Annotated in this window: 11 protein-coding genes and 1 pseudogene; 1 reads left to right on the top strand and 11 read right to left on the bottom strand. The window is 39.7% G+C overall.

Going from position 1 to position 13,527, the window contains the following annotated elements; all coding sequences use genetic code 11:
* The 6 genes from AAA943_RS21560 to AAA943_RS21585 all read right to left on the bottom strand — a co-directional run.
* Window positions 1-391: DUF6443 domain-containing protein (locus tag AAA943_RS21560; protein ID WP_338226488.1), on the bottom strand; the 391-nt coding region annotated here is incomplete at its 3' end.
* Window positions 392-599: 208 nt separating this feature from the next.
* Complete coding sequence (locus tag AAA943_RS21565) at window positions 600-1,217, bottom strand: hypothetical protein (protein ID WP_338226489.1); 618 nt, start codon at window positions 1,215-1,217, stop codon at window positions 600-602.
* A gap of 180 nt (window positions 1,218-1,397) precedes the next feature.
* Complete coding sequence (locus AAA943_RS21570; protein WP_338226490.1) at window positions 1,398-2,699, bottom strand: hypothetical protein; 1,302 nt, start codon at window positions 2,697-2,699, stop codon at window positions 1,398-1,400.
* Between the two features lie 335 nt (window positions 2,700-3,034).
* Window positions 3,035-3,547: a hypothetical protein gene (locus AAA943_RS21575; protein ID WP_338226492.1), complete on the bottom strand. Its 513-nt coding sequence runs from the start codon at window positions 3,545-3,547 to the stop codon at window positions 3,035-3,037.
* A gap of 10 nt (window positions 3,548-3,557) precedes the next feature.
* On the bottom strand, window positions 3,558-4,550 hold the full coding sequence (locus AAA943_RS21580; RefSeq protein ID WP_338226493.1) for an RHS repeat-associated core domain-containing protein: 993 nt from the start codon (window positions 4,548-4,550) through the stop codon (window positions 3,558-3,560).
* Window positions 4,551-4,604: 54 nt separating this feature from the next.
* Window positions 4,605-6,887 (bottom strand): RHS repeat domain-containing protein, encoded by a 2,283-nt coding sequence (locus AAA943_RS21585; RefSeq protein ID WP_338226495.1) that lies wholly within the window; start codon window positions 6,885-6,887, stop codon window positions 4,605-4,607.
* 8 nt (window positions 6,888-6,895) lie between these two features.
* On the opposite strand from AAA943_RS21585, the gene AAA943_RS21980 reads away from it, so the two are divergent.
* On the top strand, window positions 6,896-7,165 hold the full coding sequence (locus AAA943_RS21980; RefSeq protein ID WP_479374287.1) for a pentapeptide repeat-containing protein: 270 nt from the start codon (window positions 6,896-6,898) through the stop codon (window positions 7,163-7,165).
* Between the two features lie 425 nt (window positions 7,166-7,590).
* Here AAA943_RS21980 and AAA943_RS21590 read toward each other — a convergent pair whose 3' ends face one another.
* The 5 genes and pseudogenes from AAA943_RS21590 to AAA943_RS21990 all read right to left on the bottom strand — a co-directional run.
* A complete protein-coding gene (locus AAA943_RS21590; RefSeq protein ID WP_338226496.1) occupies window positions 7,591-8,115 on the bottom strand; it encodes a hypothetical protein in 525 nt (174 codons plus the stop codon).
* Window positions 8,022-8,342, bottom strand: coding sequence for an RNA polymerase sigma factor (locus tag AAA943_RS21985; RefSeq protein ID WP_420915624.1), 321 nt, complete (start codon window positions 8,340-8,342; stop codon window positions 8,022-8,024). The genes AAA943_RS21590 and AAA943_RS21985 overlap by 94 nt, the downstream gene beginning before the upstream one ends.
* A 182-nt stretch (window positions 8,343-8,524) precedes the next feature.
* Complete coding sequence (locus AAA943_RS21595) at window positions 8,525-12,169, bottom strand: ABC transporter permease/M1 family aminopeptidase (RefSeq protein WP_338226497.1); 3,645 nt, start codon at window positions 12,167-12,169, stop codon at window positions 8,525-8,527.
* Window positions 12,170-12,179: 10 nt separating this feature from the next.
* Window positions 12,180-13,067 carry an ABC transporter ATP-binding protein gene (locus AAA943_RS21600; protein ID WP_338226499.1) on the bottom strand — a complete coding sequence of 296 codons (888 nt, stop codon included), beginning with the start codon at window positions 13,065-13,067 and terminating at the stop codon, window positions 12,180-12,182.
* Between the two features lie 298 nt (window positions 13,068-13,365).
* Window positions 13,366-13,527, bottom strand: a pseudogene (locus tag AAA943_RS21990) (IS30 family transposase); the annotation flags it as partial.

Below are 13,527 nucleotides of genomic sequence, written 5' to 3' on the forward strand. Positions count from 1 at the left end.
ACGGGTAAGTATCCCCATATACAGCACTCGATCTGCTTTCCAGATTTGACACCGCATTCGGTCTGAATGAACCGGTCTGTGCCGCCGAATCGGAAAAATAAGGCAGATATTCACGTACATTTCTCCCAAAAAGATCGTATTGGATCGGTGTGATCAAATCCTTTCCCTCCACGCTTGACCTTCTCTTCACATTCTGAATCGGCCTGCCAAGGCCATCCACATAATCGATAGACGTGTAGGTTGCAGAATCGGGAAGGGTAAATGGGTTGGCAATAGTAGTAAAGGGCTCCCGTATTTTATGAGAGACTACATAATTCTGATTTGTCGATTGGGAGAATACATATCCTGCACAAAAAACAAAAACCACGATAAAAAAAACTATTCTGCACATGGGATCAATTTCTGAAGTTGTATGAAAATTTCTCTAAAATGTGATTGTCATGGTCACGTATCTCCATCAACCTTCCAAATCCGTCATATACATAGGAGGTGTTTCTGAAATCAATAAGCCTCCTTTAAAATATTTTTGATATTTCATATCAAAATTTTTCTATTTTACAACCATCTTCAAATAGATACTTGAGTTATTATTACTACAGTTATTTGTTTGAATTAAGAGTCTGACCCATTTTTTCAATAGAGTTCAATCTAGCCTCAAGGTTATAGTAATTTTCTTTAATCAATTGTAGCTCTTTGATCTTTTCCTCCTGTCTTAAAATATATAGTGTCAACTCCTCTACCTTTTGAAGTAATTTTACATTCATTTCAGACAACCAAATCCCGTTTTCCATTACTTCACTCTCAGTAGGAATTCCCGGCAAATGGCCATTGGTCTCAATAAATGTTGCCAAATCTGAAAGCGGCATCAATTCAAATTCAGAATCAAATACAAAATCTGCCCATCCAGCAGTGGTAACATTTACTTCTCTTGCTTTAATATTTCCATTTACAGCCAATCTTTCAGTAGGATTTTGAGTACCTACTCCCAAATTTCCATTTACTATCACCTTGCCAGGCTGGGGAGGAACAGCATTTGTAAAATGTTGAAAAATCTCAAGCGCAGCATCTCCCTGATGACCAAAATCAGTTCCAATTCGCATGTGGGTAGTACCATTGGTATTGCCATAGGCCCAAAGATAAAATGGATTTCCTCCGCTGTTATTGGGAATAGTTACAGCCTGTGCCATTACTAAAACAGGAGAGAAAATCATAAACATTGAAAATACAGTAATGCTGATTAATTTTGAGGGAAATAAAGTTTTTATAAATTAATAGGATAAATTAGATTTAAGCAGTTTATTATTTATTTTTAAAAGGTATAACTTTAAAAACGGACATTAATTTTATTATACATTAAGACATAAAAGAACGTCAATTCTTCATTTTTGAGAACTTTTCTATTTGATTTTACTGATTTCCTGATAATCACCCTTCAATTCTATACTCCCTTTTTTAGAATTAATTTCTTTTCGTATTCCCTTCATCCTCCCCAACTCAAACCCGATCTTCAGCTGCACTGCCGATCGGGCCAAACTTCTATCTTCCTTGTACAAGGGATCCCAAGAAACCATCACAACCGATCGAATCACTTTTCCCATAGGTATTGTCCGGACGAGGGACAATTCCCCTGACCAAGATTTACCTGAAAAGTTCCGGCTCTCGTACCCGGCTGGATATTCGGTGGTGATTTGATTATGGGAAATGCTCGACTGTACTCCCCAATTTCCCTTGGAAAAACGCAGGCCCAGTTTGAGTCCCTGACCAGTGATCTGCGGACCGGAAGCATTATCCGAACTCCGCTTGACTGTCCAAGCACCGAATGCTTGAAACTGATGGGTAAACCCAACACTTCCTCCAGCCTCAGCAAAAAAACCTTCCTTAAATGAAGTCAGCGGATCATACCAAAGCAGCAATCCGGTTCGCTCAAGTAGTCCTGACCCCTTCAGTTCATTAGGTTCGATAAGTTGGAATTTCCTTTTCTTAGATTCCAGAATAACCTGCACATTCCCCAAAGAATCCAGTTTGAGTTTGCTGAATTCGCCTTCGGCCTTTTGGATATATTCAGTGGAAATATGTTTGGCTTTGCCTACGGCTTGTTCCTTTGCCTGTGCCATCAGTTCTTGGGGATCTACTCCTTCCTTCATCAGGTGATCTAGTACATCCTTACCATAAAAATCAGGAATCTTGCCCTCAGCAGGATTCCAGCCTTCGGAGAGCGTACCGCTGAGCGTCTGCTCGATCTTGGGCATCAGCCATTCATTGATCAGGGCTTTCAGGTTTTCCTCACTCTGATCCAGTATTCCATCCAAGCCCTCCAGATCGGACACTTGGGCTAGCTTGGCCTTGGAACTTTCCACACCTTCCAAGGTGCGATCCATAGCCGCCTTCAACTCTTCTCCGGGGATCTCCTGATCTTCCAGCATGCTTTGAAGCACCTCTGCCTCTCTATCCAAAACCTCCTGTCCTTTTGCCTTCAGCACATTTACCACCGAATCCTGCGTCGAGCTGTCCTGCGCAGCTTCCTTCAGTCTCTTCCCTTCCGATCGCAGGGAATCGTAGGACTTCTTCAAGCCCTGAACCTGCCGCAACTCCTCCAAATAGGGAATCTCAGGCTTAGTAGCCAAAGCCTCCAAATCATTCGTAGGAATCCCCTTAGGCAAGCCTCCTCCTATACTAGGTACCTTCGGTCCAATAGGCAAGGTCTGGGCTAAAGCTGGAACACAAATTGTTACAAAAAAAGAAAAAATTACTAATGATCTGGATCGCATTAATTAAGTAAAATGGAATTAATATTTTAAAACTAGGGCTTGTAAATTTCGAGTTCTAGTTCTTAGTTATTTTAAAATTTTAATTATACATATAATCATAATTTCAAATCACACTTAGTTTACATTTTTTATACATTTCAAAATTAAATTACACTTATTGGGATTATTTTATAAAAAAATTCAAATATCATTCATTAGTCAATTTATATACTTAATTTAAAATTGATATGAATTTTCTAATCCTACAAAATAAATTCTATTGAAAATCACCTATTTGAATAAAACATAAGTCTATTTACAAAGTATGCATAAACATCTGTATCAACTGGATTTGGCTTAATAAAAACTGATAATTTAGCTTCCCCATATCTTCTACCTACCTCATCTTTAAAAACAAAATATGTAATACTACCTGAGGAGATTTCGTAACCAAATTTAAAAAATTCTGAGTCAAATGTTGTAAAACCCTTTTTATAGATAGACTTATCAAACATTTTGTTGATTATTGGATCTGAAGGTAATAATATAGTTTCATTAATAATACCAGTATTCTTGTTGAGATAGAATTCTTTAAATGAGTCGGAATTTTTAATAACTATAACCATCTTTTCATTATCAACTAATAACAAAACATGTTTCTTATCTTTTATTTCCTTTTGCAGATGGTCATTAATTAGAGAATCTGCTATTTTCCTACTTTTTAAGTCCTCATCAGTTAACGTTTGAGACCATGCAATAGAATGAAGGAAAAAACAAATAAATAATATAATTATTTTCATAAAATCGCTTTTAATTTCTAATTTTTGGTAATGCGTTTGGATCTACAACTTTACCTCCGGCATGATCAGATCCATCTCTAGTTGGTATTCCCAATACTCTTCTTACTAAGTTATCAGTCCTTATTGCATGAGTATTATTTATCATTGGATCAGCCCCTTGAGCGGAAGGTATGCCATGTCCCAAAATTTCATGTCCAGTAGTAACTGCTCGACTACCTCCAGATTGCTGCACACCCTGCCCTTCAACTATTATTGAATGAGAACCATTAGAAGTTGGTACATTAAAACCTGCTCCGCCTAAAGCATTTACTATATTTGAATTGACCTTCCCCTCTGCATTCTTAATACCATCACCAAAACCATTTTGAACGTTATTAAGATGTGATGCAAAAGCATTACTACCTTCATCAGATAAATCATTTCCTAACTCAACAAACTCAACCTTATGAATATCATCCGAATTGATAGCACTAGCAACTAATTCAGCAAGAGCTAAGTCATCACCTTCCAATCCTTTCAAGGCCCCAGCTAAGGCACCTGTGTCAATTTTATTAAAATCTTTTCCATTTCCTTTTTTACCTGAACGAGTAATCAATGCTCTAAAAGAATCAAATTGCCCCCCTGAAAACATATCATTAAAATCTTCATGAGCCTTTTCGGCATCCTTTTTTGTAACCCCTTCAACCTTCATCCCATCAGGATCTATATAGCGAATTGGATTATTGAGCGCATAATTGTAGGGACTATGCATATCATATTTATTTGCCAACGGATCCACAACGCCCCATCTTCCAATCACCGGATCATACATCCTCGCCCCATAGTCGTATAGGTTGAGGTTCTGGTCGTCCAGTAGCTCCTTGCCGTTATACAGGTATTTGTTCGCCTTAATCCCCCCATACTGAAATCCAATTCCAGTCAGTTCCAATCCCCAGGGATTCCCGATATCGCTGCGCTCATCGGGACAGGCTCCATGGGTCTCCTGAGCGATCGGCGAGGACATGCTCATCAGCATCATATTGTCAAACCAGACATCCTCGGAGGTCTCCCCCGATTGCTATCGGGGCACAAAGGTTTCCATATATCCGTCTTGAGAAATATACAGATTCTCTTCCAAAACCTCATGTTGGTTGGCTGCATTTCTGCTCAGTACTTTTTTGCCTACCTCGTATCGATTGCTGTCCTGATCGTAGAGCGCATAGATCAGATAAGCCTCAGGAGCGGATTTCTTTTGAAGATCCCCAGCTAGTATATCCACCAGATTGAAAAGGGCTATCGGATTCCCTCCTCCTGCACGCTGGGTGCTTACCGCCAGCTCATTCAGGTCATTGACCAGTTTGTCTTTCGCTCCCTGAGTCGCAAAGCTTCCGGCATTGGCTTTTTTCTCCTTTTCATCCGCATATTTCCCAAAGACCTGAAGCTTCACACTGTCTCCTTCGTAGATCTCCTGGCTTCTGCCCGGCCCCACCACTCTCCCTCTGTCCGCATTTAGCCAGGCTACCTGATTACCTCCCACTGTCTTGTTGTGTTCCGGTGCCAATTGTCTGGAAGCCTGAATCTGGGTAAACTCCTGCTCTTCCGTTTCGGCATTTTGAGTCTCCATAGTTGCCATATAGACCTGTGTAGATGGATTCCGAAGTACCTGCCGCACATTTCCCAGATGGTCTTTCAGGTAGTATTCGAAGAAGAGGCCGTTTGCTTCGGACTTTCCCACCCTACAGCCTGGCCCCTCGCTAAAACAGTCCACAGGACTGTTTTTCAACGCTCGGTCCTCCTCCTCATGAATCAGATAGTCCAATGCCCCATTCTGAAATACAAACTCACCTACATAGTCCTGTGTCTTAGTCAGAGCTCCGCTGGTATTGTATACCTTCTGAGTTAACTTGACTCCTTCCGCATCATAGGCAAAGCGGATCTTCGCTCCGGTATTGAAACTGACTTCTACCGGAAGGTTCAAATGGTTGTAAGTGATATTGCTGATCTGCTTATCCAGATTGGTTCTCAGATTGCCATTGGCATCGTAGGTGTAAGAGACGGTGTCGCGCTCAATAAAGCCTTTGGAAGTATAAGTTTGGGCTCCCATTCCATCTGTTACCTGGGTTAGCTTATTGCTGTTAGTTTGATATCCATAAGTCAAAACATCCACATCGCCATAGGTACTTGCTGTTCGTTGATTTTTTCTTGTCAGGGCAGTGATATTGCCATTGGCATCATAGGTCATACCGCTCAGATTGAACCAATCCGTCTCACTGGTAGCGGTATAAGTGGCTGCTGTAATCCGGTTTACTTTATCGTAGGTATAATTATAGGTGCGTTGCTTTCCTGCTCCCGTAGATCCTGACCAGGTAATTCTGGAAATATTCCCGTTCCAGTTATTGACAGTACCTCCGCTCTCATAGTAATTGGTCTGCTTATATCCAACTGCCAACGAACTCCCCAGTGTTTTGAGCCAACCCCGGATATTATAGGTATAGGTTTGATTTCCATTGGTAATTTCAGGAAAGGATTTTATTGTCAATTGCCCAAGATTGTTGTAGGTATTTTGAGCAACAACTCGTTCATTCTGCCCCGGTAGCTTATGTTTGACCGACGAAAGCAGTCCGGCTGAATTGTAATAATACCGCCGGTGAACTTCCTGCCCTACAGCACTGCTATTGGCTGTCAAGGTCTGGGTCGGTTGATTTTCAAAATTGTATGCCGTAGAGGTACGGACAGTTCCGCCCAGCTGCTGCTGGGTCAAAGTCTGAATGACATTTCCCCTGTCATCGTAGTATATCGCAGTGGTATAAAATTCCCCCATTTCCAGATTTTTTACCTTTTTGCCTGTTTGCCGACCTTTCACCAAAGTGCTTGCCGTTGCACTGAAATTAATGTAAGTTGGTGAAGGAGAAACGTAGCTAAACCCAGTCAGAAACTGGTAGCTGTCATAATAATTTACAGTTAAAATTTCCCCCTCATCGGTAGGCCAGGCTCCGGCAGCTCCGGAGGTCGCAGTCCCAATTCGGGCGACAAAACTTTGATTCCCGGTTGCCTTCATAGTAAATCCGGGTTGGAGGGTTATACCTGATGTAGCTACATATTCCTTGTATCCGTCATATTTTGCAGAAGTGATCGATGTACCTGTTCTGATATTACCGGTATTTGCATTTACAGCCGCATTATTGGAGGAGGACCCATCTAGGGTGCTTTGAATACTGGCTCTAGTGAGGTTAGTGGTAACTAACCCTGTCATTATCACCCTGCCGAAGGAATCGTATTTGGTGTACAACCATTTTTTGGGTGCCAGTGCCATATTGGCATCCTGAAAACCCACCAATCTGTCCTGTTTATCATACACCATAGACTAATCTGGAAGGTGCTAATCTGGAAGGTGCTAATCCGGAAGGTGCTAATCTTAAAAAAGCGCTTCTCACAGGAGCAAATTTAGTAAAGGCTGATTTATCGGAAGCAGATCTCACTAGTGCAGATCTTTCCTATGCAATTCTTACTGGAGCAAATCTAGAAGGTGCTGATTTTTCTAATGCGATTCTTAATGGAGCCAGACTAGATAGAAGTAATCTACTTGAATCAGGTCTTACTGGTGCGGATCTTGAAGAGGCTGAACTGCCGGTTGATTGATCAATGAATCTTTGTGATGAAAACAATCTGTCAACCAAGAAGGGGCTTGAAGGGAAACTTTTGTGCGGAATGATTTTTTGGAGAAATATCTTTCATTATAGGCAAATTGTAGGCAAACAAAAAAGGAGTTACGATTCTTTATCTCGTAACTCCTTGATTATCAAGTCGGGGTGACAGGATTTAAATAAAACTTGTAACTAATTGACTTACTGTTGTTTAATTCATTTAAAGTAATTCAACTCACTTAATCGTGCTTAGGAATGAAGTTTGGAATTAAGTAATTGGTTTTCAGATACTTAGAAGTAATTTTTTACCGGATTCAAATTTAAGCAAATTTTGTTAAAAATGAAGGACCAAAGATGTCCAAATCGGTAAGAAAAATCATTGGTTAAATTCTAAATTCGAGTGCCTTTTCCTTTGGTTTTTCAAACTTGCCTACTTTTCAGGAAATTAATATGAGCAACGGGGAGACAGGAGCCCCTACCAAATGACGGACGGCTTTTCCTCCGTGGTGGATTGCCCAAGTGGTCTTTGATGAAGAATTCGTATTGGAAAACTCCACTCTCAATAGAGGCACGCCCTTCCTCGTGCAGGATATAAGAAATGGCACTGTTTTCAAACACAAATTCCTCGATGTAATCAATAGTATGGACCGTTGTCCCATCGGTATTGACCTGCAGTACTTTTACCCCATCGGCAATGTACCAGTACTCGATCTTCTTATTGGTACCGGAGAAGGTAATCGTCCGGGGAAGATTCAGATGGTTGTAAGTGATGAAGGTGATGTTTTTATCCCAATTAATGGTAGAATAACCCTGTAGGAACACAAAATCACAGGACCTGGGATGGTTGAGATTCAGAGATAAGAAATATCCGTAATTTCCACAAGTGGAATTCTCTTTTTTTGAAGATAATTGATGATAGTATTGTAGGCGATATTTGCGATCCATTTTGATAATTTGGATTTAAACTGAAAGCCAGACAAATTTCTGTAGGCATTCAGATAGATTTCCTGAACCAGATCCTTTTGATCCTCTTCTTTTGCAATCATTTTCCTAACGATTTGCATCACCAACCTTTCTGTGTTTTTAACCACCACAGCAAGGCTCTGAACATTTCCGTTCAGAATTTCAGTAACAAGTATTTGCTCAGACAATGGATTGCCTTCGTTGTTCATATCTACCCAATAGACCAGGAACCTTCATCAAGGTTGCAAAAAAGGTGTAAAATTTTTCCGCATTTGAATTTAAAAAAGAATTGCAGGGAAGCTTTCATTACAAATCAACCTCTATCATTGGTTAAGTAGCTTAATTTGTAAATTTCTCAAACTATCCCTGACAAAATTTTAATTCCAAGCCACTAGAAAGTCTCCAAAGCGATACTGTTATCTTCAGGTATTCGATCTATCAAAAGGTTATAAGGATCTATTCCAGCTCTTATTGGTACTCCTTTAACCCGAAGTTTTATCGTTGTTTCCCCTGGTTTCACTTTGTGCTTTTTGAGATAAAGTGGATTCATTCGATTCCGTCCTTTTTCATCCAGGTCGTCTTGAGCAAAAACGCCGATGTCAATGTAATCCCCTGAATAAAGCGCATCCGACTCTTTTCCCGATTCATCAACATAAATCTTTTGAGATTTAACTCGAAGCGTAATTTCATAATCACCATTCTCAAGTTTCTTTACCGATGCACTTTCTGCCTTATTCTCGTAGAGGGTGATTTTATTCCAGGTATCTTCCAGGTAATATTTTAGGGAATCAGGTGTTACCGCATCCAAATACCTGTAAAGATCATTACTACCTGGAAATGGAGGGTGTTCCCTTAGCCTAAACTCCTTATTAAATGCAAAAAGAGCTGAATCCATTGCATTTGCACCAATTAAATCCCTCAAACCATAAAGGATTAGACTTCCTTTATTGTAGAATTGATAGGGTCTGTTTGCGTGGATAAACGTATTTTCTCGCTTACTTTCAAAAGCTCTTCCACTTAAATAATTATCCAGCTCTTCCTTTAAAAAGCGCTTCATATTATTTTTCCCATATCGCCTTTCGGTAAGAACCAAAGCCGAAAATTCGGCAAGAGACTCTGATATGACATTTGAGCCGAGCGTAAAATTGGGCATCACTTGATGACCCCACCACTGATGAGCCAGTTCATGTGCAGTAACAAAATAAACGTAGTCAAAATCATCAGGACTTTTGAAGTCAGCCAACCAGCCAAAGCTTTCCGTGAACGGAATTGTGTTTGGAAAAGACTGAGCAAAGCCGGAGTAACGGGGGTACTCAAGGAGACGCATTTGCCGGAACTGATAATCACCATAAGTCTCAGAGAAATATGCTAAACCATCTTTATATGCAGCAAGAAATCTATCTAAGTTGTACGTATGGCTGGGATGATGGAAAATCTCAAGGTTAACCAATTTACCATCCGGCAGTTTTACCGAGTCCTTCAAGACCTTGTATTCAGCAGAAACAAAGGAGAAGAATGCTTGGATTGGCGTATCCTGAATATAGTGAAAGTAGCGACGTCCATCTTTTATCCATTCTTTTTGTAAATATCCTGGTGCAACTGCAATCTGATTAGGAACTGTGCTTACCACTGCTTCAAAAGAAATTAAATCCGAGTTTGGGCTGTAAAGTAGGGTTGATTCACCAACAGGGTCACCATGACTTGGTAAATCTTCCAATTTTGGCGGAAGTCCATAGGTATTTCTATCTGCCTCACTTTCCAATTCGATTGTTGGATCATAACCTAAAAAAGGGAGTACGTTAGAAATAAAGGTCCCATTGCGAACCACTTCCCTACCAAAACCTGAATTGGGAGTTCCACTAAACTTTTTATTGGTCTGAATCACCAAACTCAAGGTATCTCCGGGCTGTAGTGGATACGGAAGTGCAGTAATTTGATACCAAGGAAAAATCGGCTTTTCTCCCAGAATTTGGAATTTTGGGGGTTGATAAGTCAGGGGAAAGCGATAAGGCAAAACCTTCCCGTCCAACAACACCTTAAACTCAGTCAAGCTATTGGAATGAAAGTGAATCGAGTCAATGGATTGCGATGATTTATTGACCAATTGAACCTCAGCTTCAAAGTAAGCTTCCCGTTCGTAGGGAAAAAGATCAGCCTTGATTTTGACTTTGGTGATTTTAGGCTGAGGGAGCTGCTCGTAGCCTTTCAATTCCTGCTCATAAGTAACCCGACGCTGCTTCTCTTCTTCAACCGTGAGGTAATTGTTATCATAAACAGTAGACCGGAAAATAAAACCTCCAATTAGAATGGCTAAAGCTAAAAACAAAAAGGACAACTTGGCTGCAGGCTGGCCAAGTCTGGACTTGGCTGTTTTCCATCGATTTTTCAAAGAACTCTCAGCACCCCGACTAAAGAAAATACTTAAAAAAAGAACCAGGAAAATGCCAAAACTAGTCCAATACAAATTATACCACACTTGAGTATGGAGGAAATGTCCAATCCCATTCATATCACTCCACTTATAGGGAGGCTTATAACTGTAAAAAAATAAATTGAAATTAAAGTCAGTTGAAGTCCTTACTATGTAATTGATTAATAGGACAGAAAATGCTGCTATATGACCTGCAAACTTATTATTGACAAGTAAATGAATACCAAAAACAATCAGACCAACCTGAAGATAATCCGGGAAAGAAATTAAATAACTATCAATTAAATAAACTGGGACATCCAATTGGAAAAACCCTTTTGCCAACTGGACCACAATTCCCAATCCAATAGGAATTGATGTCAATACAAGAATCATGACAGTTATTCCTAAGAATTTGGCCGCAAGAGAAATCCAATCTTTAACCGGATAGGAATCAACTATTTTTGAAAAGCCAGAGGATTTCTCCCGGTGAAGGGATTCCCCCGAGAAAAAGACAATAATTATAAAAACAAACAAGTTAAAGGAGTTGCTTTTAGCTTCCATAAAAAATGAGGTATAGGGAAGGTCAGAAACCCCATAAACACTACTTCCCTTCCAAAAATTCATGGTAAGAAAGACCACACCACCCAGCAAAATGGATTTAAAGTAAACATCCTTAAAAACGTTTTCAATTTCAAGGCGTGCTAGCGTAATAAAACTCCTCCATTGGTAACCGGAAGAAAAATCTGATTTTATTTGCCTTAGATCACGGGCAATGTATGTAGATGGCTTTAATTCTACTTGGAGTTTAGATGTTGGAATTTGAAAGAAATATTCAAAACCAAACCTAATATATCCGGCAATAAACAAGGCAAGCCCAACGCCAAACCAAATTATCCTGTTGAATAAAAGATTACCCCTGATAGGGATAAGTAATGTATTCCTTTCATAAGGGGTGAGGTATTTGTTTTGAATATTTAGGGTATTCAACCCAAAAGGATCCAACAGCTGGACCAAATCTTTGTTTTCGATATCCTGAGAAAGTGTATTGGCAAACAGGTAAACAATGAAAACCAAAATCCCCCCCGCGTAAATTGAACGGATATTACGGGTGAAAACAATAAGGGCAAAAAAAAGTGTACTGGCCAACCATAAATTTGGAAGCAAAAGGGTTAACCAAGGATGTATAAAAAAGCGCAGTTCATTTGGACCAAACCGGGAAGCATCGTTTCCCAAAAAAGGCCCCAAGAGACTGCCGAAATAAATACCCAGAACTGATGCAAAAGTGATGAACACTAAAGTGACAAAGGAGCCCCAAAATCTCCCCATAAAATAGCCGAACTTACTGATCGGATAAGTAAAAAGGAATGTCCCAGTTCGGTGTTCAAGATCTCTGTAAATTGGAACGCCCATCACAGCAGATGCGATGATGACTCCAAAAATCGAAACCAATACCATGAAATCTCCAATGATTACCGGAGAATTATGAAATACTTTTTCTGAAGCAGGTGTATTTCCAAATCCGAAAATAAGAAGTGGGGTAATAAAAAGTAACAGGAAATAAAGGTAGGTAGCCGGCCTTGTAAACCGGTATTTCAGTTCGAAAAGAAAGATTTCCTTAAACATAACTTAAGACTTAAATTGTGATTAGATCTACTTTAGTTGAAATAAGACTGAAATAAACATCTTCCAAATCCGGCTGAACTTGCTCAAATCCATTTCCCGGATTTCCGTCACTTTCTATCCTTAGGCTTAGTTTTCCTTCATGTAGTTTGGTCGAGATCACCTGATATTTTTCCCTGTATTCATGTAACTGGGATTTTTGAATTGCCTTTTGAAAAATTTTACCTTCAACCTTATCCAATGCTTCCTTGGGCTTACCCTGCATCAAAACACTTCCCTTACAAATCACAGCCATACTTGAACAAAGCGTATTGACATCCTCCACAATATGGGTGGAAAGAATGACGATCGTATTTTCTCCCAGTTCAGAAAGAAGGTTGTAAAAGCGGTTTCGCTCTGCGGGATCCAGCCCTGCAGTAGGTTCATCCACTATAATTAAGGAGGGATTCCCAATCATAGCTTGTGCGATCCCAAATCGTTGCCGCATCCCACCAGAAAAGGTTCCAAGCGATTTTTTTCTTTCTTTATACAAGTTGACCTTGTTCAAAGTGGAAGCCACCAATTCTTTTCGTTCTCCTTTATTTCCAATTCCTTTCATTTGTGCGATATGATCCAATAGCGTTTCCGTTGAAATTCGTGGATAAAGCCCAAAATCTTGAGGCAGATAACCCAAGCGTTCACGAATTGCTTGCTTATCATTCAAAACATCGATTTCGTCCAAAAAAACACTTCCTGAGTCAGCTTCTTGAAGCGTTGCGATTGTTCGCATCAAGGTTGATTTTCCAGCTCCATTGGGACCCAGTAATCCAAACATTCCTTGGGGAATTGTCAAGGAAATATTTTGAAGCGCCGAAACCCCATTGGCATAGGTTTTTGAAAGATTCTTAATTACTAGTTTCATAGGTGATATTCTGTTTAAGAGTGAATAGCGAAATACTTGAGTTGGTTTAAGCTTGATTTGATTTAAAAATAGGGTCCAAATCATTCCGCGTTTAGAAAAGAAAAGTGAATGCAGGGATTTTCAATTGAGTGCAGAAAATTCTCACTCAGACCAGAATATAGATCAGATTACCTTGAATAAAGGCAACCGAAGATTTGAAAAATGATAGGCATCTTCGTCTATTAAGGAGAATCCCATTTCACCCTTTATGACTTAAGAAAAAATTAAATCATCCTATCAAATCCCGAAGTAGCCGTGTTCAACTTATAAGTGCAACACCTAATTTTTGTTTGAGTTTTTGTATTGGACTAAGGTAATTAAACTTTCTAACGGGTCTGTTATTGATTTTAGCTTCGATTGCTTGTATTTGTTCTGTTGAGATTTCATTGAGGTCAGTTTTTTTAGGTAAGAAAGCTCTAAT

The sequence above is a fragment of the Algoriphagus confluentis genome (assembly GCF_036245625.1).
GTDB classification, from domain to species: domain Bacteria; phylum Bacteroidota; class Bacteroidia; order Cytophagales; family Cyclobacteriaceae; genus Algoriphagus; species Algoriphagus confluentis.